The following is a 24009-nucleotide window of genomic DNA, read 5'->3' as shown; positions in this document are numbered from 1 at the left end:
CCCATGTCATTATTGACGACAACAAGCGCTTTAGCCCACAGGAACGCAATCAGAAAGTGAAATATCGGTAATGTATAATGTGCCGATTTATCAGAGGCCTGCTATGAAATAGAGGCGCGGTTGAGCATAGCCCATTGAAGCAGCATGATGGTCTTGGCGTCGCAGATCTCGCCAGTGCCAACCATTGCCACCGCCTCTTCGAAGGGAATTTCGAGAACCTCGAGGTCTTCGCCCTCGTGGGCGAGCCCGCCGCCTGCAGCCACTTTCTTCGAGGCATCAATGCAGCCAAAGAAGAAGCTCGTTCGTTCCGTCAACGAACCCGGACTCATGTAGGCATCGAAGAGGTGGGTGGCGCTTTCGATGTTGTAGCCGGTTTCTTCCATCGCTTCGCGGCAAATCGCCACTGCCGGCTCTTCGCCGTCGAGAAGGCCGGCCGGCGCTTCGATAAGATATCCCGGCTCGCCCTGCAGAAATACGGGAATGCGAAGCTGGCGGACGAGGACCACCAACTGCCGCTCCGGATCGAAAAGCAGGATTGTTGCGGCGCGACCGTGGTCGTGAACTTCCCGGACCAGCCGGGCGGTTTGACCATCGGACATTTCCTGTTCGAGCGTGACCTCCTCGAGGCTGACGAAGCCGTTCCAGAGGGTTTTGCGGTCGATGATCCGGACGCGCGGGTCGGCATGTTCCGTCATGTGAGATCCTTGTCGAAAAAGGGAATCCGGCTGCAGAAGCCGCGGGCGCGAACAATCGTCAGGCCCGACGCACCCAGACCCGGTTATCGTGGAAAGCCGCGCCGCCGTAGGGCGCGACGGCGTCGGCACCGGTGAGGACATTGATCCCTTCGCCGTCGAGATGGGCGCCGTTCGGCCAAATCCCTTCGGCGATGACGACGCCGCGGCGTGCCCCGCCGCCGATTTTCGCATGGAGCCGGACCTCGCCGCGTTCGTTGCCGAGCATGACGACATCGCCCTCGGCAATGCCGAGCGCAGCCGCATCTTCGGCGTGGATCATGGCCTCCGGTCGTCCCTCCTTCTGAATGGACGACGGCGTTTCGGAGAAGGTCGAGTTCAGGAACGAGCGCGCCGGGGAGGTCGCCAGCCGGTATGGATGGCGTTCGTCGGCCACTTCGATCAGATCGACATGGTCCGGAAATTCAGGCAGCCTGCCGTACGGGCCCTGCGGGCCCATCGATTTCGGCGGCCGGTTGGGTGCGGGCGTGCCGGTCCAATCGGCCTTGAAGCGGAACTTGCCGTCCGGATGCCCGAAGCCGTTGAGAAAATGCGCCTCCTCGAAAGCCGGCTGGCAATCGAGCCACTTCTCCTCTTTCATGCGCTCGTAACCGATGCCGTAGTTGGCCAGCAGTTGATCGATGTGCTGCTGTTCGGTGAGCCCAAAGCCGGTGCGGTCGGCAACGCCGAGGCGCTTTGCCAACTCCTCGATGACGAAGAGATTGGTGCGCACGGTCGGCGGGGGCTCAACGATCTTCGGACCGATGAGAATGTGCTGGTGGCCTCCGCCGCGATAAAGATCGTCGTGCTCGAGGAACATGGTTGCAGGCAGGACGATGTCGGCGAGGCGGGCGGTGTCCGTCATGAACTGCTCGTGCACGGCAACGAAGAGGTCGCCGCGCAGGAAACCCTGTTTCACCAGTCGCTGCTCGGGCGCGACATTGGCGGGGTTGGTGTTCTGGATGAGGAGCGCCGTCACGGGGCCGCGATGGCGCAGCGCCTCGGCATCGCCGGTCAGCACACGGCCGATCTGCGATTGATCGAGCATGCGGATGTCGGGATCGTGGAATGCGGAACCGAGGAGTTCGCGCTTGTCCAGCTTGAAGATGTCGTTGTTCGAATGGAACGCGCCGCCGCCCTCGTGCTGCCAGGAGCCGAGCACCGTTGCGACCGAAGCCGCCGCATGGATGGCGACGGAGCCGTTGCGCTGGCGGGTGAAGCCGTAGCCCAGGCGGAAATAGGTCCTGGGCGTCGTCCCGACGAGCTTGGCGAAGGCCTCGATCTCCTCCACCGACAGGCCGGTGACGGCGGAGGCCCACTCGGGGCCCCGTGTCTTAAGATGCGCTTCGAGGCCCGCGGGATCATCGGCGAATTTCGCCATGTAGGCGCGGTCGGCATAGCCGTCGCGGAAGGCGATATGCATGACGGCGCAGGCAAGCGCGGCATCTGTGCCCGGTTTCAGCACGAGCCCCATATCGGCTTGCTTGACGGTCGGGTTCTCGTAAACGTCGATGACGACGATCTTGGCGCCGCGGTCCTTGCGCGCCTTGACCGCATGGGTCATCACGTTGACCTGCGTCGCGACCGCATTGGTGCCCCAGATCACGACGCAATCGGCCTTGGCCATCTCGCGCGGGTCGGGACCGCGCAAGGCACCCGTCGCCATGGTGAAGCCGGTCCAGGCCATGTTGGTACAGATCGAGCCGAAGAAGCCGGAATAGCGCTTGGCGTGGCGCAGCCGCTCGATGGAGTCACGCTGGACCTGTCCCATGGTGCCGGCGTAGAAATAGGGCCAGACCGCTTCCGAGCCGTGCTTCTGCTCGGCTTTGACGAATTGATCGGCAATCTCGTCGAGCGCTGCTTCCCAGGAAATTTCCTGCCAGTTGCCCTCGCCCTTGGCGCCGGTGCGGCGCTGCGGCACCATCAGCCGGTCGGGATGATAGATGCGCTCGGCATAGCGCGCGACCTTCGCGCAGATGACACCGGCCGTGTAGCTGTTTCCGGCCGCGCCGCGCAGGCGGCCGATCTGGCCTTCGGCCGTGAGATCGACCTCAAGCGCACAGGCGGACGGACAGTCGTGCGGACAGACGGAGTAGCCGATCGATTTTTCTGCTTTGATAGGGGTCGCAACGTTCATGGCTTTTCTATATGGCATCCGCTTGAGGGCAAAAAGCCCCATTCGCCAATCCATCGAAACAATTGATCAGAGCCATCGGCAACGCTCATGAACTACCGGCACATCTATCACGCAGGCAATTTCGCCGATGTCCTGAAACATGCGGTGCTGGCGCGGCTTATCACGTACCTCAAGCAAAAGGACAAGGCCTTTCGGGTGCTCGACACGCATGCCGGCATCGGGCTCTATGACCTTTCGAGCGAGGAAGCGCAGAAGACCGGCGAATGGCGCGATGGCATCGGCCGATTGCTCGACGCTGAGCTTCCTGCCCCGATTGCCGCGATCCTCGAACCTTATCTCTCCGCCGTCCGCAACCTCAATCCCGACGGCGGCCTCACCCATTATCCCGGCTCACCGAAACTCGTGCGCATGCTGTTCCGGCCGCAGGACCGGCTTTCGGCGATGGAACTGCATCCGGACGATTACGAGACGCTGCACCGCCAGTTTGACGGCGACTTCCAGAGCCGCATCACCCATCTCGACGGCTGGCTGGCGCTCGGAGCCCACCTGCCGCCGAAGGAAAAGCGCGGCCTCATTCTCGTCGATCCTCCGTTCGAGATCGAGGGTGAATACGAGCGGCTGGTCGACGGCCTTGCAAAGGGATACCGCCGCTTCGCCGGCGGCATCTTCTGCCTCTGGTATCCGCTGAAGAAAGGTGCGCCGATAAAGGACTTTCACGCGGCGCTGAAGGTGCTGGAGATTCCGAAAATGCTCTGTGTGGAACTTTCGGTGCGCAGTGATCGCGACACGACCGGGCTTGCCGGATCGGGGCTCATCATCGTCAACCCACCCTTCACGTTGAAAGGTGAGCTCGATATCCTGCTGCCCTTCCTGAAAACACAGCTGACGCAGGATCGCTTCGCTTCGGCCCGCTGCTTCTGGCTGCGAGGTGAAGCGCCTCTCAATCCGGGGCCTTGACGGATCGAGGGCGAAGGCGTCAATCTCCTGAAAGGATTCAGGGAGATGGCCATGACTCGTACGCTTGCCGCATCGCTTCTGCTCTCGCTTTCCCTCACCACCGGTGCTGCCGCCGCCGACTATATCGGGGAACCCGCTCCCCATGCAGTCTATGATATCGGCGCCTGCGGCAACGCCTCCGTTCTGGGTTTCATCACCCGGCGCTTCGACTACAAGGCAGCAAACTACCTTCATGCGAACCTCGCCATAGCGGAGATTCGCGACATGGGCCAAAATCGGTTCGAGCCACGTGATTATACGCATCTCGTCGAGCGCGAATATTGCTACGCGACTGCAGTGATGACGGACGGCGAACGACGGCCGCTCTGGTATCTGATCGAACGCCCATGGGGCTTTGCCGGTGTCGGCAGGAGTATCGAGTTCTGCGTCGGCGGCCTCGATCCCTGGTACGTCTACGGCGCCCATTGCGCTTCGCTTCGCTGACTGCTGTGAAAAGGCTGCTGCCGGCGCTCGTCGCCGTTCTGACGATCGCCGCCTGCAGCGATGACAGTGCAGAGAGAACCGCCCCGCATTCCGGAACCGGCGCCACGAAGACTGCCGCGGCAGCTCCGGTTCCCGTCGGCAAGGGCTTCGACTTCTACGTCCTTTCCCTGTCCTGGTCGCCCACCTGGTGCGGCAACAACGATCCCTCCGGGAAGTCCGATCAATGCGAGACCGGCAGTCGCCGTGGCTTTATCGTGCACGGGCTCTGGCCACAAAATGAAAAGGGCTATCCGGAATATTGCCCGACGCGGCAATCCGATCGCGTCCCGGAGGCGCTCGGCCGGCAATATCTCGACCTCATTCCCTCGATGGGACTGATCGGCCATCAGTGGCGCAAGCACGGCACCTGCTCGGGCCTCAGCCAGGCGGACTATTTTGCCGTGGCGCGCGCCGCGCGCGAACGGGTGACGATCCCGCCGGAACTTGCATCGACGGAAGGATCGCGCGATGTCCCCGTGTCGACGATCGAAGCCGCGCTGATCGCGAAAAATCCCGGCATGACGCCGGAGACGATCGCTGTTACCTGCGAAGCCAGGCTTCTTGAAGAGATCAGAATCTGCTTCGACAAGACACTGAAATTCACGGCGTGCCCGGGAGTGGATCGCCAAGCCTGCAGAAGGGATGCGGTTTCTCTGCCCCCTGCCCCATGACAACGGAAAGACTTCGAATGAAGATACTCTATTCGCCTGCCTCCCCCTATTCGAACAAGGTCCGCATGGCCGCGCACCATATCGGCATCGCCGCGGAAAGCGTGCTGACGGACACCAACGCCAATCCGCCTGAACTGATCGGCAACAATCCGCTGGGCAAGATTCCGACCTTGATTACCGCGGACGGCAAGGCGATCTACGACAGCCGGGCGATCATGCATTTCCTCGACCGCGAAACGAAGGGCAAGCTTTATCCGAAGAACGCAGCCAAGCGCACCGAAGTAGAAATCTTCGAGGCGCTTTGCGACGGCATCTGCGACAGCCTGCTTGCAATCGTCTACGAAAAGCGCTTTCACCCGCCGGAGAAGGTGCATCAACCCTGGATCGACCGCCAATGGGAAAAAGTCGAGCGTGGGTTGGATTACCTGAACGCCAACCTGCCCAAGACCGGCGGCAAGCTCAACGCTGGACATTTCGCGCTAGCAGCCCTGTTGCGCTACATCGAACTGCGTTTCGCCGGCGAATGGCAGAAAGGGCGACCGAAGCTCAAGAATTGGCCGGCGAAGTTCGAGAAGTACTTTCCCGACTATTCCAAATTCAAGGCATGAAAAAAGGCCGGGTCACCCCGGCCTTTTCGCTGATGCGGCGTCAGCCGATCAGAACTTGACACCCATACCGAGGCGCACGCTGTGCTCGTCGTAGCCGGAGGAGACGCTGGTACCGCCGGCGCGGAAGTCCTTGGAAGCGTAATCCGTGTAGCGGTATTCGACGCGCGCCGTGACGTTGTCCGTCACGAAGGTTTCGGCGCCGGCACCGGCTGTCCAGCCAACAAGGGTCTTGTCGTCGGCACCGGCCGCTGTTCTAAGCTTGGCATTGCCCAGAGCAACACCGGCGGTGCCGTAAAGCAGGACCGGATTCAGATCGACACCGACGCGTCCGCGGACCGAACCATTGACGCCTTGTGTGACGCTGCGACCGCTGGAGTGGGAGTCGTTTCCGGCATAGTTCACGTCGGCTTCACCGCCGTAGACCATCTGGCCGCTCTGAACGTTGTAGCCGCCATAGAGACCGCCGCCGAAACCGGCGGAGGTGTTCCCGCCGGTCGCATCGGCTTCGCCGTGATGCCAGCTCGCAGTGCCGCCAACATAGGCGCCCGACCAATCCTTTGTCACCGGTTCGGTATATTCGGCAGCCGGGGCAGCCGGAACCTCTTCGACGACGTCTGCGGCGTGGGCGGCCTGCAAGGCAACGAGAGCCATGGCCGAAGCCATGAGGGTGGTGGTCAGCGTACGCATACTATTCTCCTTTTCAACCGATGCTCCGATGCAATTGTATCTTTGCGGAGCACCGGACATTCTCTGATTAACCCGCCCGGTCGAGTGGAAATTGATCAGAAAATACGGATTCTCAAGAGCTAAAATGTGGAATTTTGGCGGCACGGACGTGGCTGAAATTAGGTGTTGCCTACGCGACACAGGGTATTTATTAACCATAATACTAGTTTAACGAAATATATACTATAACACTTCAAATTAATACAACTTACCGGCTTTGCATTAATTTTTCCGAAATGAATCCCTTCGGATAGTTTCAGGTTGGCGGTTCTTGCCTATATCTTCGTCCAGCCAGAACAGGATTCGAGGGACGGGAAAAAGTTGACGAGAACACTCAAGGCGGCGCTTGTAACCGGCGGCGCCAAGCGCATCGGCAAGGCAATAGTTGAAGATCTCGTCGCGCACGGCTTCGCCGTCGCCATCCATGCAAACGGATCGATCGCCGAAGCAGATGCGCTGGCGAAGAGCCTCACTGCGAAAGGCGCCAAGGCGGTCGCGCTGAAAGCCGACCTCACCGATTCGGCTGCCGCGTCACGGATCATCGCGGAGGCGACGGCTTTGCTTGGTCCGCTCGACCTGCTCGTCAACAATGCCTCGATCTTCAAGAAGGACAGTCTGGAGGAGTTCGACGAGGATGTTTGGGAGCGTCATTTCGCGCTGCACGTCAAGGCCCCTTCCCTGCTTGCGCGCGACTTTGCCCGGCAGCGACCGGACGACGTTTCCGGCCTTATCGTCAACATCATAGACCAGCGCGTCTGGTCTCCAAATCCGCGCTTTTATTCCTATATGCTTTCCAAGTCTGCACTGTGGACGGCAACCCAGACGATGGCGCAGGCGCTTGCCCCGCATATTCGCGTCAACGGCATCGGACCGGGGCCGACACTGCCGAACGAACGGCAGAAACAGAGCGAATTCCAGGCGCAGGTCGACGCCCTGATCCTCAAGCGCGGTCCGGCGCTCGACGAGTTTGGACGCGCGATCCGCTTCCTTTTCGACACGCCGTCGGTTACCGGACAGATGATCGCGCTTGACGGCGGCCAGCACCTTGCCTGGGAGACGCCGGATATTCGGGAGATAGTGGAATGAACGGGCAGACGCCCACCGATGGCGGCATCCTTTACGACGGCAGCGAAACCGATGACGACGACGATTTGCTCGATGTGACGGAAGGCGAGCGGCTGGCGCCGACGATCGATTGGGCGGAGAACCGCGTCGAAACGCAAGGCCTCAAGGGTGCGGAACTCATTCAGGCCTTCGTCAAGCTTTTGCCGAACGGCCCGGGCGTCTACCGCATGTTCAACGACGCCGGCGACGTGCTCTATGTCGGCAAGGCCCGCAGCCTCAAGAAGCGGGTGAACAACTACGCACAGGGCCGCGGCCATTCCAACCGCATCTCGCGGATGATTCGCGAGACGGCGAACATGGAGTTCGTCACGACGCGGACGGAGATCGAGGCGCTGCTGCTCGAAGCCAATCTCATCAAGCGGCTGCGTCCACGCTTCAACGTGCTTTTGCGCGACGACAAATCCTTCCCCTATATCGTCGTCACTGGCGACAGCAGGGCGCCGGCGCTCTTCAAGCATCGCGGGGCCCGCAGCCGCAAGGGCGATTACTTCGGTCCCTTCGCCTCGGCCGGCGCCGTCGGACGGACGATCAACTCGCTGCAGCGCGCCTTTCTCTTGAGAACCTGCACGGACAGCGTATTCGAGACGCGCACCCGCCCCTGCCTGCTTTACCAAATCAAACGGTGTTCGGCGCCCTGCACTGGCGAAATCAGCGATGCCGACTATGCGGAGCTCGTTCGCGAGGCAAAGGATTTTCTCTCCGGCAAGAGCCAGGCTGTGAAGGCGACGATCGCCGCCGCCATGAGCGAAGCCTCGGAGAATCTCGATTTCGAGCGTGCCGCGCTCTACCGTGATCGCCTCGCGGCGCTGAGCCACGTACAGAGCTATCAGGGCATCAATCCGGCAGGCGTTGAAGAGGCGGACGTCTTCGCGATCCATCACGAAGGCGGGATTTCCTGCATACAGGTCTTCTTCTTCCGGACCGGACAGAACTGGGGAAACCGCGCCTATTTCCCGAAGGCCGATCCGTCGCTTCCTTCGTCGGAGGTCCTCAGCGCCTTTCTCGCCCAGTTCTACGATGACAAACCTTGTCCGCGGCAGATCCTGCTTTGCGAGGCGGTCGAGGAACAGGAGCTGCTCGGTCGGGCGCTCAGCGAGAAATCCGGCTACAAGGTATCGATCCTGGTGCCGCAGCGCGGCGAGAAGAAGGATCTCGTCGATCACGCGCTCGCAAACGCGCGCGAGGCCCATGGCCGCAAGCTTGCCGAGACCGCATCGCAAGCGCGGCTGCTCGAAGGCTTTGCCAGGACCTTCCAACTGGAACAGGTGCCGCGCCGCATCGAGATCTACGACAACTCGCATATCATGGGTACGAATGCCGTCGGAGGCATGGTGGTCGCCGGTCCCGATGGTTTCGTCAAAGGCCAGTACCGCAAGTTCAACATCAAATCGACCGATATCACTCCGGGCGACGACTTCGGGATGATGCGCGAGGTCATGACGCGGCGCTTCTCGCGCCTCCTGAAGGAGGAAGGCAAACCCGATCGCAGCGCTGAACCCGGCGACGACAGCGCATTCCCGGCCTGGCCGGATGTCATCCTGATCGACGGCGGCCAGGGCCAGATGACTGCCGTCCGCGCGATACTCAAGGAACTCGACGTCGAGGACTGCGTAACTGCAATCGGCGTTGCCAAGGGCGTCGATCGCGACGCCGGCCGCGAGCGCTTTTTCGCCGCGGGGCGCGAGAGCTTCACGCTGCCGCCGCGCGATCCGGTCCTCTATTTCATTCAAAGACTGCGCGACGAGGCGCATCGATTCGCCATCGGCTCGCACCGCGCCCGCAGGAAGAAGGAAATGGTCAAAAATCCGCTCGACGAAATCACCGGCATCGGGCCGACGCGCAAGCGCGCGCTGCTCACTCACTTCGGTACGGCCAAGGCGGTTTCCCGGGCCGGCATCAACGACCTGATGGCGGTCAGCGGTATCTCGGAAGCGGTCGCACGCCTCGTCTACGAACACTTTCACGAGGACGGCGTCAAATAATTGTCCGGCAGCGCCGCGCGCCCGATCCAGGCATCATGCAGTGCAGGACAATTCAGCCTGCGTTCAGATGAAATCCGCCAAATATGACAACCGGTACACAATGACCTGTTGACCTTATGGTCGCAAAGTCATTCTGTACACCTGAAACCCGGTGGGGATGAGGAAAGGCGTCCGGCGCCTTCCGCCCGCATCCCGCTCCGACCGTTAGAATCGATCGCGCCGATAACCCCAGATCGCGGGAAATGAGGGATTGTCGTGTCCAGAGAAACCGAGTCCATGCCAACGCCCATCGCCTATAGCGTCCCGAATCTGCTGACCTATTTCCGTATCCTGATCGTGCCGCTGATCGTTTTCTGCTTCTTCGTCGAGGGTCGCCTCCACAGCTCGGATTTCGCACGCTGGACCGCGCTCGTCCTGTTCATCACCGCATCGATTACGGATTTCTTCGATGGCTATCTTGCGCGCATCTGGAAGCAGACGTCGAATATCGGCCGGATGCTGGATCCGATCGCCGACAAGCTCCTGGTCGCGTCGATCCTGCTTCTCGTTGCCGCCGACGGCACGATCGCAGGCTGGTCGATCTGGGCCGCGATCATCATTCTCTGCCGCGAGATTCTCGTATCCGGCCTGCGCGAATATCTGGCTGCGCTGAAGGTCAGCGTGCCGGTAACACGCATCGCAAAGTGGAAGACGACGATCCAGATGGTGGCGATTGCCTTCCTGCTGGCCGGGCCGGCCGGTGACAAGGTCGTTCCCTATATCACCGAGGCCGGCATTGTGCTTCTGTGGATCGCGGCTGCAATCACCCTCTATACCGGCTATGATTATTTCCGAGCCGGTTTGAAACATGTGGTCAATGAATGAATACGATCAACCTCGTCTATTTTTCCTGGGTGCGGGAACGTATCGGCAAGGGTGAGGAAACGCTGGAGCTTCCGGCGAATGTGGTGACCGTCGCCGATCTGCTTGCGCATCTGAAAACGCTCGGCGAGCAATACGATGCGGCGCTCGAACATCAGAACGTCATTCGCGCGGCGATCAACCAGGAGCATGTCGACCACGATGAGCCAATTGCCGGCGCACGTGAGATCGCCCTCTTCCCGCCGATGACCGGCGGTTGAGGCGATGACTTCCCCCGTCACCGTGCGCGTCCAGCGCGAAGACTTCGACCTCGCCGCCGAAGTTTCCGCGCTTTCTCGCGACCGCGCGGATATTGGGGCGGTTGTGACGTTCTCGGGGCTTTGCCGCGACGAGGCGGGCGCACTTAGCGCGCTTGAGCTGGAGCATTATCCCGGCATGGCCGAGGCGGAAATCGAACGCATTTGCCGTGAGGCGATCAAGCGTTTCGGCCTGCAGGCGGCGACAGCCATTCATCGCTTCGGCAAGATCATGCCGGGCGAAAATATCGTGCTTGTGGTGACGGCCTCGTCGCACCGACAGGCGGCCTTCGACGGCGCCAACTTTATCATGGATTTCCTGAAGACATCGGCCCCCTTCTGGAAGAAGGAGCACCATGCCGATGGCAGCGCCGGCGGCTGGGTCAGCGCCAAGGACGCCGACGACACCGCCCGGGACCGCTGGTCGCAAAAGATGTGATCAGGGAATGACCTTTTCCCGGCGCGTCACGACCAGCACGATCACCAGAAAGCCGAAGATAGCGAAATCCCGCCACAGGATCGGGCCGTAGGCGCTCCACAGCGTTTCGAGCAGGCCAACCCCGGCTGCTCCGAGGGCGGCGAACAGTGGTGCTGTCTGCCCCCCGATTGCGGCAATGAACAGGACCTTGACGCCGAAGGTCAGACCCGTCCCGAAATCCATGTTGCCATAGTAGGAAGCGGCAAGGATTCCGCAGAACGCAGCAATCAGCGACGCCGTGCCATAGGCAAAGATATAGACCGTTGCAGGGTCGATGCCGCAAAGCGCTGCGGCCTCGCGATCTTCCGAAACGGCGCGCCAGTAGCGCCCCGCATAGGAATGGGTGAGCAACCAATGACCGCCGGCGACCAGCGCCACCATCAGCGCGGTGTTGATGAGCTGGACGGCGGTCAGTGCCACCGGAAACTCGGGGCTGGGCCAGAACACGATGACCTGATTCAGGAAGGGCGGCAGCCACAGGTTGCGCGTGTCAGAGGCGAGCCGTGCCGTTTCCATGAGCACCAGCAGACTGCCGAGCGAAGCGACGACGACGGCATTGGCCGAGGAAAACGCCAGCGGCCGCATGACATAGCGCCCGGCGACCAGACCGGCGCCAAGCCCGAATGTGAGTGCCGCCGCCGCCCCGACACCAAGTGCGGCCGGCAGGACCAGCCAGAGCCGATCCCAGCCGAAATCTGCGAAAAGCACGAACATCTGACCGGCGAACGCAAAGAGCGCGCCATAGGTGAGGTCTGCCCGCCGGGTAACGGCAAAGGCAATCGCGTAGCCGAAGGCCAGCGCCGCATAGAGCGCGGCGACGGGTACGGCGTTGGCTATCTGCTGAAGAAAGTAGGCCATGGCACATCCGCGTGGTGACACAAGCAATATAACTGGTAATATCCGTTTTACCAGTTAGGATTTCCGCATGAGCTTCACTTGGACCGCACATAGATTCTCGGGCGGCGCGCTGGCGCTGGATATCGCCAATTCCGTGGTTCTGCGCTTCGATCCCGAGCGTCGGATCGACCGCTTCGCGGATCCCGCGGCGATGGACTCCTTTGCCGAGGCCGCAAGTCTCTACAGCGCCGAAAGGGAGCGTTTCGGCACGCTTGCTCCCGCGCCGCCGGAGAACCGGAAATCACTCATCGGATTGCGCGAGGCGACGGACCGCCATTTTCGGGCGCAAGTCGAGGCCGAAGACCGGCCTGATCTGCTGGCAGGCCTGCTCGAGGCGATTGCCGCCGTCTTGCGTCGGCCAGCGGGCAACAGCCGAGGCATATCGCTCGATGTGGCGACGGCGCATTCGGCACTCAGCCTTATCGCCAATCCCGAGCCGGACCGCCTGAAGATATGCCCCAATTGCTGCTGGCTGTTTCTCGACCGCAGCCGCAACAAAAGCCGCACCTGGTGCGACATGGCGGTCTGCGGCAACCGCACGAAGGCAAGGCGTCATTATCGCCGCAACAGGCAGGGAGTTCAGCCATGAAACGCGTCATCCTATCCGCTCTCTTTGCCGCGGCGGTGCTTGCCGGCTGCCAGCGCGAAACCGGGCCGGACCCGCTGAAGTTGACCGGCAAGATGTTTGTCTTCAACTACCGGCTTGCCTACGCCGCCTACATGATCACGCTCAACAAGACGGAGCCGGTACCGGACGGCAGCGTCGTCGTGGCCCGTTTCGAAAACCCGGCCGGCGGTGAGGCATTGACACTGGAACGAAAACTCTTTCCGAAGCTCGACAAGGTGGTGCTGGAGAGTCCGGATATAATCTGCGTCAAGAAAGAGAAGCCTTATGCGGTGACGATCGAGGTCAAGGGCCCCGATGGCGCCACGCTTCAGAAATTGGAAACAACCGTCGTTTCCGACGTCGATCAGGACATCATGCCAGCGAAGCCGTTGGTCGAGGGACCGGCTTACGACAAGAACCCGGAGGTCTTCGTCGGCGGCAGGGCGCCGGAGCGCTTCGAGACGGCGGCCTGCCCGACGTGACATGCGTCATGCATGTGCTCGTCTCAAGACCGCTGGACAGCGGCTGCAATAAAAAACCGGGGCGTCACCACCCCGGTTTCGAAGAATCTTTTCAAGCCCTTGCCGGCCGAAACGAAGAAAGTGAATCAGCCGACGATCTCGGTGCCGGAGAACCAGTAGGCGATTTCCTCAGCGGCCGTTTCCGGAGCATCCGAACCGTGGACCGAGTTCTCGCCGATCGACAGGGCATGGACCTTGCGGATGGTGCCTTCGGCGGCGTTCGCCGGATTGGTGGCGCCCATGACTTCGCGGTTCTTGGCAATGGCGTTCTCGCCTTCGAGGACCTGAACAACGGTCGGGCCGGAGGACATGAACTCGACCAGTTCTCCGAAGAACGGGCGTTCCTTGTGTACGGCGTAGAATCCTTCAGCTTCGCGGCGGCTCATCCACACGCGCTTCGAAGCGACGACGCGCAGGCCGGCATCTTCCAGCATCTTGGTGATGGCACCGGTCAGGTTGCGCTTCGTCGCGTCCGGCTTGATCATCGAGAAAGTACGTTCAATCGCCATTGGCTCAGATCCCTTGTTTCTTGAGAAGTGGCGGTTCATTAGCCGCCAATTCCGTGCAAAACAAGGGGGCGCGGCGATGTTTCGGCCCGGCTGGTGCGAGTTTCATGCCGCTGTCACGGAACGCCGGGACCCCGCGAAGATCGAGGCGGCAGTCGGACAAGCCGTCGTACTCAGCACGCAGGCCCCCGCACCACGACGCGGATCAAATCAGCATAATTCATAAGTGACATTCGACACAGGAATGCCGATTTGCTTTAGGTTGACCCGACCATAGAGGGATTACCAATGCTCGACCATTTTCGCATGTTCGCCGACTACAACCGTTGGGCCAACCGGCGGCTCTACACCGCAGCAGCCGAGCTTTCGGATGCGGAGTTCCGCCAGAACAAAGGCGCGTTCTTCGGCTCGCTCCACGGGACGCTCAACCACTTGCTGGCAGCCGATCGCATCTGGATGAAACGGTTCACCAAAGAGGGCGAAGCTCCCTCGGCGCTCGACGCGATCCTCCACGACGACCTCGCCGGCTTGACCGCGGCACGCGTGGCGGAAGACGAGCGCATCGTCGCCTGGATCGACAGCCTCGACGAGACCCGCCTGGCGGCGCCAATCACCTATTCGCCGCTCAGCGTGCCAGGCGAAATCACGCAGAGGCTGGGACCAACGCTCGCACACTTCTTCAACCACCAGACCCACCACCGCGGCCAGGCGCATGCGATCTTAACCGCACTCGGACGACCGTCATTGACGCTGGACCTGGTTTTCTTCCTGCGGACCGATGGCCAGAAGTGGGCGGACTGAGGGAAGCTGCGCGGCGAGACGGCTCTGCCAATCGGCCAAGCCAACGCCGCCGTCCGTGAGCTGCGCCCACAGCTTCATGAGGCGGCGCTGGCCAGACCAGGCCGCCATGCCCAGCGCTATCCCGCCGACGATGGAGAACAGCGAATAAACCGTTGACGACACCAGCGGCTGCACTGGCAGCAGCAGGAGTTCCGGCGCGAAACGATGCAGAATGTAGATATGAAAACCGGCGGCCGAGACGGGCAGGATCAGCTTCGCGCTCCATTGCGGCATCCTGACGTGCGGCAGGAACAACAGGGCGGCAAGGACCGCGATCTGCAGCAGATACTTGATCTTTGTGCCGATCCACACGCCTTCATATAGCCCGAAGAACAAGAAGATGCCGGCTCCGGCCAGCATCAGGACGCCGCGCTCGAGAGTAGTACTGGCGATCGCAGCGCACCAGCCGATGACCGCCAGATAGAAAATCCACGGCAGCGTGAAAATCTGGCGGTTGCCCATCTCGACGACCAGCGGCAATGCCAGGCGGGCGAGGAGCGCTGCTGCGAGCAACGCCATTCCGAACGCGTAGGGTCTTAAGGCAGCCGCACGCCGGACCGATGGCACTGCGAACAAACCCGCGAACACGACGAGCATCTGGCAGTACGCCTCGATGAACCAATAGAGGTAAGGGACCATGCTGTGGCGTTCTGGATCGGCAAAACCGAAATTGCCGACGAGGAACACGGACGCCCAGGGCACCTCTCCCCAGACAAGGGCGTAGGCTGCGACGATCAGATAATAGGGAACGAGGATCTGCGTAACCGACCGCAAAAACCGCAGCATCGCGCCGGACAGCAACACGCCACGCTGGAAGCGCGCAAGGCCGAAGCCCGCGAGGATCACCATTGCCGCGGATCCGCCGGGGATAGGCCACAGGGTCTCGTGGTGCAGGACGACAAGCAGGATCGCCAATGCCCGGATGAGCAAGTCGGTGGCGATGCGCCTGCCTTTGGTTTCGCGCTGCCCCAGCGCCGCAAGCTCGGCGACCGACATTTTCTCCCAGGCCTCGGGCACATCGCCAAGAAGCTTCTCCAGGCCGATCGAAAGCTGGACGAAACGCAGCGAGTCGCCGCCAAGCGACAGGAAGCTGTCGCCGGGTCTAACCTTTTTCGTGCAGAAGACCTGGTTGAAAAGCGCCTCGATGCCGTCCTCACCCGCGGTGGAGCCGATGTCCCCCTTCATCGCCTTGCGGAGAGCTTCGTAATCGATCTTGCCGGAAGCGAGCCGCGGCAGCGCATCGACGCGCGAAGCCTCCACCTGCAAAAAGGTCAATCCGCTTGCGGCAGCCAGCATTCCACGGATTTCGTCGCGATCGCGCGTTCCAACATAGAAGGCATGGACGCAGCTATCGTCACCAACGACGGCTGCCGTGACGCCCCGGCGCTCGAGCGTCACCTCCAGACTGTCGTGCGCGATCCGCAGGCCGGCGATTTTCGATATCCGCTTCGTCCGCCCGATGATCCGGAAGAAACCGTCGGCGTCCTTCGTCGCCAGATCGCCGGTGCGCAATTCGGCAAAGTCGCATCCGCGCGCAAGGTCGGCACGCGAGGAAGCGTAACCCATCATCACGTTCGGTCCCCGATAGACGAGCTCGCCCGGCATATCCGTGCCGGTGACCAATTGGCCCCCGTCATTCTCGATGCTCAGGCTCCCGCCCGGAATGGCGATGCCGATCAGGTCTTCCCTGCCCCTGAGGCGGTCAGGGGGAACATAGGCCATGCGGGCGGTCGCTTCGGTCTGGCCGTACATCACGAAAAAGGAAGCGCCCCGCGCGGTGAGGTGTTCGTTGTAGAGACGAACCTTCTCGGACGCCAAACGTCCTCCGGCGACAGTCATGAAGCGCAGGTCTGGAAATTCGCGCTCGCGGAAACCCACCTTTTCCAGAAGATCGTAAGAGTAGGGAACGCCTGAAAGATTGGTGCTGCGGCTTTCGGCGAGCCCGTCGAGGAAACCGTCATCGAGGATGGAGGAGCCCGGAACATAAAGGCTTGCGCCGCCCGACAAGTGAGCGTTCAGCACAGAAAGGCCATAGGAATAGTGAAACGGCAGGATGAGGCAGCTTCGATCCGAAGCCTTGAGGCCCAGATAATCGGCGATCGAATGTGCATTCGACTGAATGTTCGCGGCAGACAGTCTCACGCATTTGCCGTGCCCGGTGCTGCCGGATGTAGAGAGCAGGACCGCAAGATCCGGATGAAGCTGCGACTTGCTTCCGGCTAAACGTTCCGTCCGCCAGCGGCCGTCGCAACGGCGATAGCAAAACTCCGGCTCCAGAAATGTTCGGTCTGGAGTGCCGGGGCCTTGGATGGCAATCGCATGTCCGGCTTTAAGCGCCGCAAGGTAGGCGATGATTGCGTGTTCAGAGAGATCAGCCTCCAGCAGGACCAGCCCGCGTTCACCGCGCCAATGCGACGCCTGACGATCGACGCGCTCGGCCAGATCGCGATAGCTTACGGTCCGCCCTCCGGGAAACAGCAGTGCCGGCCGTTCTCCCCAGGCGGCCAGATTCGCAGCGAAGAAGGGGAAATTCGACAAATCGCCTGCGCTCAAAACCGCCTCCTATTTCAGCGAGGCGGCATATAATTGCTGACTTTAATAGTCAAGTATGAGGCGGTGGCAAAAATGATAAGTTCTGTGACAATCGGTGCGGCAAACAGCAGCACCGACCACCTCGGCGGAACCGATCATGATTCAGCAACCATATCGTGCATTTTGATCCCATTGCCCGGCTATTTTCAGGATCTCTTAAATTCGCGCCAAGGATAGTGCGGAGCGAGTTCGACAGTATCAAAGGCACCGCAATGACCCAGCATCCTCCAACGGCGCGCGCCCGATCGCAGGCACGAAATGCAGCGATCATCCAGAAATTGGCGCATTCCATGATGCGGCTCGGCGTTGCTGTCCTCCCCCGCAATTACGAGCTGATTTATGAAGCGCTGTCCGGTCAGATGCCGCAATTGTCGCGCGATCTCGCGGCGCTGGGTCCGGAGCCGACGCAAGAGGCGCTGGACGAACTTGGCATCAAGCACAAACTGGTCGGCCACAGCGCGCTTGCGGCCGACCGCGCACGGGCGGAGGCGCAACAGACACTCGGCGAACTGACGACGATGTTCGCCGACGCGTTGGCGCGAAAGCACGCCTTCAATGGTCAACTGCAGCGGTTCGCCGCTCGCCTTGCCTCCGATCCGGTCGCAACCATGTCGGAATTCGCCGATGAGGCGGCACGGCTACGCGACGCAGCAGGGCTGCTGATGAATGAGGAAACCGCGCTGCGCGCTGCGATAGAGATGCATTCTCAACGCTTGGGCGAGTTGGAAGGCGATCTGGAAGAAAGCCGCATGGCTCTTAACCGGGATCGACTGACCGGTCTTCCGAACCAGGCGGCCCTTTCGAAAAGGCTTAACGCCGTTTTCGAGATTGAGCGATCCGGCCAGTCCGCCGCACTTGTCCTGGTAACGGTTGAAGGATTGCGTGACCTTGGAGAACAACATGGCAGCGCACTGGCGCAAAAGGTGCTGAGCGAGTTCGCCACCGTCTTCCGCAAGACGATCAAGAAAAATGACTTCGTTGCACGGGTCGGCCTGCAGGAGTTTGCTTTCGTCTGCTACGACGTCACCGCGGAAAATGCCGAGACGATTGCGCGGCGTATCCATCAAAGTGTCGCGGAGCTGGCGATCACTCCCCCCGGCCGCGCGTTCACAAGCGAAACACTCTCCCTTTCCGCCGGCATTGCGCTGACCCCGGCCGCAACGAGCGCCGCTGAATTGCTGGGCCAGGCCGAACTTGCATTGACTTCGGCGCGGGCGCAGGGCGGCATTCGGGTCTATTCGTCAGATATCGAAAAGACGGGCGGTAAGGCCTGTGTGCCGGCTGCCGCCTGACGGGCATCGCCAAATAAAAAGCGACCCGGCTCCACGCACAGCGGGACCGGGTCGCTCGGTTCACCTATTGGCAGATTAACGGGCGTTCTGTTCGTCTGCGGCCGGGACGTTCACGGCTGCGCGGCCATTGACAATTGCGCCGGTCGACGCCGCATCGACGGACTTGTTGTCAACGCCGGCATAAAATTCACCATTGTCGGCGGTGCTCGCCGAAACGCCGGTACCGGCCGAGGCCGCCGCGCGGCCCGTGAAAAGCGGAGTCGAGCTGACGCCTTTGTAGTAGCTGCCGCCGGCGCTTGCCGTGGAGGCGACGCCAGTCACAGCGACGGCAACAAGAAGGGCTGCAATGGATTTATTCATGGGATTGTTCCTTGCTGAAATGGGGTGCGGGCGCGGCGCTCTCGCGCCGTGCCCGCGCTTGGGAGGCGGCCTGCGTTAGCGGCTGATGCCCTGATAATATTCACCGTCGCCGCCCGAAACGTAGGCAGGCTGCGAGCCAAAGCTCGATACCGAACCGGTGGACGTGCGGTCGAGGGAGCCGTTGCGGCCGCGGACGGCAGCGCCCGTTGCCTCACGCGCCTTGGGTGCGCGGTCGGTGAACAGCGGCTTGTCGCTGACGCCTTCATAGTAGCTGCCGCCAGCAAAGGCGGCGGATGCGCCGCCGAGAACGGCAGTGGCAACCAGGGCTACAGCAAGCGCAGTATGGATTGCATTCCTCATGATCATCTCTCCTGAGCGGTCGTTGCGTGAACGACGATTTCCTAAAGATGGCCGGAACGTTTCCTTCGAACGCGGTGGCCTTGCCGATAGCGTTCGGTGTGATCCGGTCGGTCGGAGGAGCTTGGGAGTGCTCTTCCACGATCTATGTGGTCCCTCATGATGATGTTTGGAAGTATTGATTATCAGAACACGTTGTCCACGATTCGATAACAATCGCCCCTTGAAATACGCAACCGGGGTCCCATCGCGTGACAGGCACGGATGTCACTGCCGCACCCCTTGCCTTCCCGGAAAAGTCCGGGCAAAAGGCGCGGCATGATCCAGATCGCCGGTCTTTCCGCCCGCATCGCGGGCCGTCTTCTCATCGAAAACGCTTCCGTGACGCTTCCGGCGGGCACGAAGGCAGGGCTCGTCGGACGCAACGGGGCAGGCAAATCGACGCTCTTCCGGGTGATTACCGGCGAGTTGTCGGCGGAAGCCGGCAGCGTGTCGTTGCCGAAAAACGCGCGCATCGGCCAGGTGGCGCAGGAGGCGCCCGGCACCGAGGAGCCGCTGATCGAGATCGTGCTCAAGGCGGACAAGGAACGCACGGCGCTTATCGCCGAGGCGGAGACCGCGACCGATCCGCACCGGATCGCCGAGATTCAGACGCGACTTGCCGACATCCGTGCCCACTCCGCGGAAGCGCGCGCGGCGAGCATTCTCGCCGGTCTCGGCTTCGACCATGAGGCGCAGCGGCGCCCTGCGTCATCCTTCTCCGGCGGCTGGCGCATGCGCGTGGCGCTTGCGGCCGTTCTCTTCTCCGAACCCGACCTGCTGCTTCTCGACGAGCCGACCAACTACCTCGACCTCGAAGGCACGTTATGGCTTGAGGACTATATCCGCCGCTATCCGCATACGGTCATCATCATCAGCCACGATCGTGACCTCCTGAACACTGCCGTCAACGCGATCGTTCACCTCGACCAGAAGAAGCTCACCTTCTATCGCGGCTCCTATGACCAATTCGAGCGGCAGAAAGCGGAAGCCGACGAACTGCAGATGAAGGCGAAGGCCAAGAACGAAGCGGCGCGCAAGCATCTGCAAAGCTTCATCGACCGCTTCAAAGCCAAGGCGTCGAAGGCCCGCCAGGCACAAAGCCGCGTCAAGGCGCTGGAGCGCATGGGCACCGTGGCGGCGGTCATCGAGGACCACGTGCAGGGCTTTTCCTTTCCTGATCCTGAGAAACAGGTGGCTTCTCCGATCGTCGCCATTCAGGGCGGTGCAGTCGGCTACGAACCGGGCAAGCCGATCCTCAAGCGCCTCAATCTCCGCATCGACGCGGACGATCGCATCGCCTTGCTCGGCTCGAACGGCAACGGCAAGTCGACCTTCGCGAAATTCATCTCCGGCCGGCTCCAGGCGGAAGCCGGCGATGTCCGGATCGCCCCAGGGCTGAAGATCGGTTTCTTCGCCCAGCACCAGCTTGACGATCTGGTGCCGACGCAAAGCGCGGTGGAGCACGTCCGGCGCCGGATGCCCGATGCGCCGGAAGCAAAGGTTCGCTCGCGCGTCGCACAAATGGGGCTCGCGACAGAAAAGATGGATACCGCCGCGAAGGATCTTTCCGGCGGCGAGAAGGCGCGGCTTCTGATGGGGCTTGCCGCCTTCGACGCGCCGAACCTCTTGATCCTCGACGAGCCGACCAACCATCTCGACATCGACAGCCGCAACGCACTGATCACCGCACTCAACGACTATTCCGGTGCGGTCATCCTCATCTCGCACGACCGGCATCTGATCGAGGCCACCGCCGACCGGCTATGGCTCGTGCGCGAAGGAACGGTGGCCAGCTATGATGGCGACCTCGAAGACTACCGCAGCCTGATCGTCGGCGGCCCCAAGCCCCGGGACGACAAGCCGAGGATCAATGGATCGGACGAGGCCCTGTCGAAAGCCGATCAACGCAAGGTCAATGCCGACAAGCGCGCGTCGCTGGCGCCTCTCAAGAAAAAGATAAACGAGATCGAATCGTTGACGGGGAAACTGGAGAAACTGATTCAAGCACTTGATGCCGAACTTGCAGATCCGGGTCTGTACGAAAAAGCTCCGGCAAGGGCCGCGCAGAAGGCCAAGGAGCGCGCAGATGCCGCCGCGAAACTGGCCGAGGCGGAGGAGCAGTGGCTGGAGCTGTCGACCGAATACGAAGAGGCGATGATCAGTTGATCCGCTCCGATTTCCTCAAAGCGGAATCGACTTGAGGAGCCATGCAGCAATACGGCGATACTGTAATCAACCAAGCTCGAATGTGGTGATGCCGTAGATCCGCCCCAGCGGAAGATCCGGTGCCGGACCGCGGTACATGCGGGCGGTTTCGAAGACCGGCTTCATGTTGTACCGTTCGCAGAGTGCCTTGGCGGACGCGTTCGGCTCGGGGATGTCGAGATAGATCTGAGTGCCTTTGGCATCTGCGGCAAGTTTGCGAAAAATGAGATCGGCGCCGGTCTCCGTGTCGGCGAAGAGCGGGCCGATCTTGAACCCCTCGCGACAGGCCCGCAGCGTTCCATAGCCGGTGATCGTTCCATCCCGGAGCAGCACGACGCTTCGGCGCGTCTTCAACTGCTTCGTCCATTCACGCAGAAACGCCTCGCGGCTTGCCGGATTGAAACCGCGATCATACTCGATCAAGGCAGGCGCATGAATTGGCGCCGCGTCGATCAGGTTCGTTCCCGGCGGCTCCTTCACGTCGACAGCGCCGCCATAGCGGATATTCGCGTGAGACCGGACGAAGCCCGATTTTCGATAGTTCTCCTGCTGCGCCACCACACCGTCGAGCCCAATGGTCCGTTCGCCCGCTTCGGCAATCGCCCGCTTCCACAGAGCCAGACCAATGCCCCTGCCACGATACGCAGGGTGAGCGACGTAAAAACCAAGAAACGCGTAGTCGGTGCCGTAACGCACGAGGGAGATCGCGGCAGCAAGCGTGTCTTCCTCGGTAGAAACCCAATAGCCTTCTGGGTCTGCCGCCCAGAAAGCGTTGGCATCCTCCAGTCCGGGGTTCCATCCCTCTCGCGCAGCCCAGTCGATGATCGTGTCGAGTTCGGCGCGCGTTGCGTGGCGAATGGTTTGTGTCATTGCAAATCCTCAACAACCCGCTTTAGGGTACCGATACCGTCTGCTGGCGAACAGCCAGTTTATCCTCGCCGGCGGCAAAGGACGCCGATATCTTGTGCAATCCGCGTGACACCGTGATGCACGCCCGAACCGCGCTTGCCCGCCGCCTTCAATCTGCTACAAGGATCGAGAATAAATCATACTAATCCGAGCGAAGCACCATGACCCCCATTCAAATTGCGATTGTCGGCGTCGGCAAGATCGTGCGCGATCAGCACCTGCCGGCCATTTCAAGGAACGCCGACTACCGGCTGATCGCGGCGGCAAGCCGCCACGGAACGGTCGACGGCATCGACAATTTCAAGTCCATCGAGGCCATGCTGGAGGCAGTGCCGGCAATCGACGCCGTCTCGCTGTGCATGCCGCCGCAATACCGCTATGAGGCGGCACACGTGGCGCTCCAGGCCGGCAAGCACGTCTTCCTCGAAAAGCCCCCGGGCGCGACCTTGAGCGAGGTTGCCGATCTCGAGGCGTTGGCGGTAGCAAAGGGCGTTTCGCTCTTTGCAAGCTGGCATTCGCGCTATGCGCCGGCGGTCGAAGCCGCAAAGGCGTTCCTTGCGTCGACCGCGATCCGCAGCGTCAAGATCATCTGGAAGGAAGATGTCCGCCACTGGCACCCGAATCAGGAATGGATCTGGGCAGCCGGCGGCCTCGGCGTCTTCGACCCGGGCATCAACGCGCTCTCGATCATCACCCATATCCTGCCCCGCCCAATCTTCATCACCTCGGCAACGCTCGAGTTTCCGGAGAACCGCGACGCGCCGATTGCCGCGACGATCGCTTTCAGCGACGCGGGCAAGCTCAGCGTTTCGGCGGAATTCGACTGGCGCCAGACCGGCAAGCAGAGCTGGGATATCGTCGCGGAAACCGATGCCGGCGAGATGGTTCTCTCCGAAGGAGGCGCCAAACTGGCCGTCGACGGCAACCTCGTGCATGAGGAGCCCGAGCAGGAATATCCTATGCTGTACCGGCGCTTTGCCGAACTCATCAAGGCCGGCAAATCCGACGTCGATCTGGCACCTCTGCGTCACGTCGCCGACGCCTTCATGCTCGGCCGCCGCAAGTTCGTGGAAGCGTTCCACGACTAGGATGATGTGGCGAGTGTGAGCGTGAATTCACGCCCAATCGTGAGTTGGCCCCTCCCCAACCCCTCCCCACAAGGGGAGGGGCTCGCAGAGCCGCACCCTCTCCTCCCTATCTCACCGTTTGCGCCAGTCTCGAAGTTGAAGAGGACGCAACGGTGCGGCAGGCACCAAGCCCCTCACCCTTGCGGGAGGGGTGATATTGTACCTTCAATTGATGTGAGGATGGCTCAGGCCTTCTTCTCCCACCGCCCATCTCTGTTCTGTTGCCAGTAGGTGAGGTTATGTCCCTCCCCCTTGAGCCGCCGCCATTGGGCGCGTGCTGCCTCGAGCTGCTGCTGGTCGTAGCCGTCGAACATGAAGACTACTCGTTCGTAATCCGAGACCGGCGGCGGCTCCGCGCCGTCAACCAGGAAGCGTACCGTTGCGGCATTCTGGTTGCTTTCATTGGCAACAATCAGGATCGGCTGATCTGCCGCGAAGTCGCCTGCGTCAGTACCATGCGGTAGAAAACTGTCGTCGCGATAGACCCAAAGGTGCGTGTCCAGCACGTCGCGGCGCTCCGCATCAACGGTTTGCACCACCACCCGCCATCCGCGCTCGATGCTCTTGTCAAGCAGCGGCGGCAGCGCATCCTCGAGTTTCGATTCCGTCAGGTGGTAGAAAAGGATCTCGGTCATGCCGATCGCTCCCGAACCCCCGCTG

Annotated in this window: 25 protein-coding genes; 15 read left to right on the top strand and 10 right to left on the bottom strand. The window is 61.4% G+C overall.

The annotated features are described in order from the left end of the window. Positions 1-101: 101 nt before the first annotated feature. Positions 102-695 carry an NUDIX domain-containing protein gene (locus tag QA637_RS04030; RefSeq protein WP_153441463.1) on the bottom strand — a complete coding sequence of 198 codons (594 nt, stop codon included), beginning with the start codon at positions 693-695 and terminating at the stop codon, positions 102-104. Positions 696-753: 58 nt separating this feature from the next. Further along, complete coding sequence (locus QA637_RS04025) at positions 754-2886, bottom strand: molybdopterin-containing oxidoreductase family protein (RefSeq protein WP_283064869.1); 2133 nt, start codon at positions 2884-2886, stop codon at positions 754-756. 69 nt (positions 2887-2955) lie between these two features. On the opposite strand from QA637_RS04025, the gene QA637_RS04020 reads away from it, so the two are divergent. Genes QA637_RS04020 through QA637_RS04005 form a run of 4 tightly spaced genes read left to right on the top strand, consistent with a single transcriptional unit; the run spans position 2956 to position 5626 of the window. Beyond that, complete coding sequence (locus tag QA637_RS04020; protein WP_283063731.1) at positions 2956-3825, top strand: 23S rRNA (adenine(2030)-N(6))-methyltransferase RlmJ; 870 nt, start codon at positions 2956-2958, stop codon at positions 3823-3825. Positions 3826-3876: 51 nt separating this feature from the next. Further along, positions 3877-4308 (top strand): hypothetical protein, encoded by a 432-nt coding sequence (locus QA637_RS04015; protein WP_153441465.1) that lies wholly within the window; start codon positions 3877-3879, stop codon positions 4306-4308. Continuing rightward, positions 4305-5018 (top strand): ribonuclease T2 family protein, encoded by a 714-nt coding sequence (locus tag QA637_RS04010; RefSeq protein ID WP_283064867.1) that lies wholly within the window; start codon positions 4305-4307, stop codon positions 5016-5018. The genes QA637_RS04015 and QA637_RS04010 overlap by 4 nt, the downstream gene beginning before the upstream one ends. 17 nt (positions 5019-5035) lie before the next feature. Further along, the gene (locus QA637_RS04005) at positions 5036-5626 is read left to right on the top strand and encodes a glutathione S-transferase (RefSeq protein WP_153441467.1); all 591 of its coding nucleotides are present in this window, start codon (positions 5036-5038) and stop codon (positions 5624-5626) included. A 48-nt stretch (positions 5627-5674) separates the two neighbouring features. On the opposite strand, the gene QA637_RS04000 is transcribed toward QA637_RS04005, so the two are convergent. Further along, positions 5675-6313, bottom strand: a complete 639-nt coding sequence (locus QA637_RS04000) for an outer membrane protein (protein ID WP_153441468.1) — start codon at positions 6311-6313, stop codon at positions 5675-5677. A gap of 360 nt (positions 6314-6673) precedes the next feature. Here QA637_RS04000 and QA637_RS03995 point away from each other — a divergent pair, with 360 nt between their 5' ends. From QA637_RS03995 to QA637_RS03975, 5 genes are all read left to right on the top strand, one after another. Beyond that, the gene (locus tag QA637_RS03995; protein ID WP_283063730.1) at positions 6674-7438 is read left to right on the top strand and encodes an SDR family oxidoreductase; all 765 of its coding nucleotides are present in this window, start codon (positions 6674-6676) and stop codon (positions 7436-7438) included. Next, positions 7435-9459, top strand: a complete 2025-nt coding sequence (uvrC, locus tag QA637_RS03990) for an excinuclease ABC subunit UvrC (protein ID WP_283063728.1) — start codon at positions 7435-7437, stop codon at positions 9457-9459. Before QA637_RS03995 ends, uvrC begins: the two co-directional genes overlap by 4 nt. A 276-nt stretch (positions 9460-9735) precedes the next feature. Further along, positions 9736-10323, top strand: a complete 588-nt coding sequence (gene pgsA, locus QA637_RS03985) for a CDP-diacylglycerol--glycerol-3-phosphate 3-phosphatidyltransferase (protein WP_283063726.1) — start codon at positions 9736-9738, stop codon at positions 10321-10323. Continuing rightward, complete coding sequence (gene moaD / locus QA637_RS03980) at positions 10320-10580, top strand: molybdopterin converting factor subunit 1 (RefSeq protein WP_283063724.1); 261 nt, start codon at positions 10320-10322, stop codon at positions 10578-10580. The genes pgsA and moaD overlap by 4 nt, the downstream gene beginning before the upstream one ends. 4 nt (positions 10581-10584) lie before the next feature. Further along, positions 10585-11055 (top strand): molybdenum cofactor biosynthesis protein MoaE, encoded by a 471-nt coding sequence (locus tag QA637_RS03975; RefSeq protein WP_283063722.1) that lies wholly within the window; start codon positions 10585-10587, stop codon positions 11053-11055. Here the strand turns inward: QA637_RS03975 and QA637_RS03970 are convergent, their stop codons facing one another. Further along, positions 11056-11952 carry a branched-chain amino acid ABC transporter permease gene (locus QA637_RS03970; RefSeq protein ID WP_283063720.1) on the bottom strand — a complete coding sequence of 299 codons (897 nt, stop codon included), beginning with the start codon at positions 11950-11952 and terminating at the stop codon, positions 11056-11058. It lies immediately after the preceding gene. A gap of 67 nt (positions 11953-12019) precedes the next feature. Between QA637_RS03970 and QA637_RS03965 the strand changes: the two genes are divergently transcribed. Together QA637_RS03965 and QA637_RS03960 are read left to right on the top strand one after the other, a co-directional pair. After that, a complete protein-coding gene (locus tag QA637_RS03965) occupies positions 12020-12580 on the top strand; it encodes a CGNR zinc finger domain-containing protein (protein ID WP_283063718.1) in 561 nt (186 codons plus the stop codon). Beyond that, a complete protein-coding gene (locus tag QA637_RS03960) occupies positions 12577-13080 on the top strand; it encodes a lipoprotein (protein ID WP_283063716.1) in 504 nt (167 codons plus the stop codon). Before QA637_RS03965 ends, QA637_RS03960 begins: the two co-directional genes overlap by 4 nt. 125 nt (positions 13081-13205) lie before the next feature. Here QA637_RS03960 and ndk read toward each other — a convergent pair whose 3' ends face one another. Next, positions 13206-13628 (bottom strand): nucleoside-diphosphate kinase, encoded by a 423-nt coding sequence (ndk, locus tag QA637_RS03955; RefSeq protein ID WP_003531616.1) that lies wholly within the window; start codon positions 13626-13628, stop codon positions 13206-13208. A 285-nt stretch (positions 13629-13913) separates the two neighbouring features. Between ndk and QA637_RS03950 the strand changes: the two genes are divergently transcribed. Beyond that, positions 13914-14426, top strand: a complete 513-nt coding sequence (locus QA637_RS03950; protein WP_283063673.1) for a DinB family protein — start codon at positions 13914-13916, stop codon at positions 14424-14426. Here the strand turns inward: QA637_RS03950 and QA637_RS03945 are convergent. Continuing rightward, positions 14367-17018: a non-ribosomal peptide synthetase gene (locus QA637_RS03945; RefSeq protein WP_283063671.1), complete on the bottom strand. Its 2652-nt coding sequence runs from the start codon at positions 17016-17018 to the stop codon at positions 14367-14369. The genes QA637_RS03950 and QA637_RS03945 overlap by 60 nt on opposite strands. Positions 17019-17269: 251 nt before the next feature. Between QA637_RS03945 and QA637_RS03940 the strand changes: the two genes are divergently transcribed. Then, positions 17270-18349, top strand: coding sequence for a GGDEF domain-containing protein (locus QA637_RS03940; RefSeq protein WP_283063669.1), 1080 nt, complete (start codon positions 17270-17272; stop codon positions 18347-18349). 75 nt (positions 18350-18424) lie between these two features. Here the strand turns inward: QA637_RS03940 and QA637_RS03935 are convergent, their stop codons facing one another. Beyond that, positions 18425-18709, bottom strand: a complete 285-nt coding sequence (locus tag QA637_RS03935) for a hypothetical protein (protein WP_153441481.1) — start codon at positions 18707-18709, stop codon at positions 18425-18427. 75 nt (positions 18710-18784) lie between these two features. Further along, positions 18785-19075: a hypothetical protein gene (locus QA637_RS03930; protein WP_184108525.1), complete on the bottom strand. Its 291-nt coding sequence runs from the start codon at positions 19073-19075 to the stop codon at positions 18785-18787. A gap of 309 nt (positions 19076-19384) precedes the next feature. Here QA637_RS03930 and QA637_RS03925 point away from each other — a divergent pair, with 309 nt between their 5' ends. Beyond that, positions 19385-21274, top strand: a complete 1890-nt coding sequence (locus tag QA637_RS03925; RefSeq protein WP_283063666.1) for an ABC-F family ATP-binding cassette domain-containing protein — start codon at positions 19385-19387, stop codon at positions 21272-21274. A 66-nt stretch (positions 21275-21340) separates the two neighbouring features. On the opposite strand, the gene QA637_RS03920 is transcribed toward QA637_RS03925, so the two are convergent. Then, positions 21341-22183: a GNAT family N-acetyltransferase gene (locus tag QA637_RS03920; protein WP_283063664.1), complete on the bottom strand. Its 843-nt coding sequence runs from the start codon at positions 22181-22183 to the stop codon at positions 21341-21343. 200 nt (positions 22184-22383) lie between these two features. Between QA637_RS03920 and QA637_RS03915 the strand changes: the two genes are divergently transcribed. Then, positions 22384-23310, top strand: a complete 927-nt coding sequence (locus QA637_RS03915; RefSeq protein ID WP_283063662.1) for a Gfo/Idh/MocA family protein — start codon at positions 22384-22386, stop codon at positions 23308-23310. A 224-nt stretch (positions 23311-23534) separates the two neighbouring features. Here QA637_RS03915 and QA637_RS03910 read toward each other — a convergent pair whose 3' ends face one another. Then, positions 23535-23984 (bottom strand): DNA polymerase III subunit chi, encoded by a 450-nt coding sequence (locus QA637_RS03910; RefSeq protein WP_153441486.1) that lies wholly within the window; start codon positions 23982-23984, stop codon positions 23535-23537. Positions 23985-24009: the final 25 nt, after the last annotated feature.

This window comes from Sinorhizobium terangae (assembly GCF_029714365.1).
GTDB classification, from domain to species: Bacteria; Pseudomonadota; Alphaproteobacteria; order Rhizobiales; family Rhizobiaceae; genus Sinorhizobium; species Sinorhizobium terangae.
The sequence above is the reverse complement of the archived record's forward strand: the minus strand, read 5'-3'. Positions and strand labels throughout refer to the sequence as shown.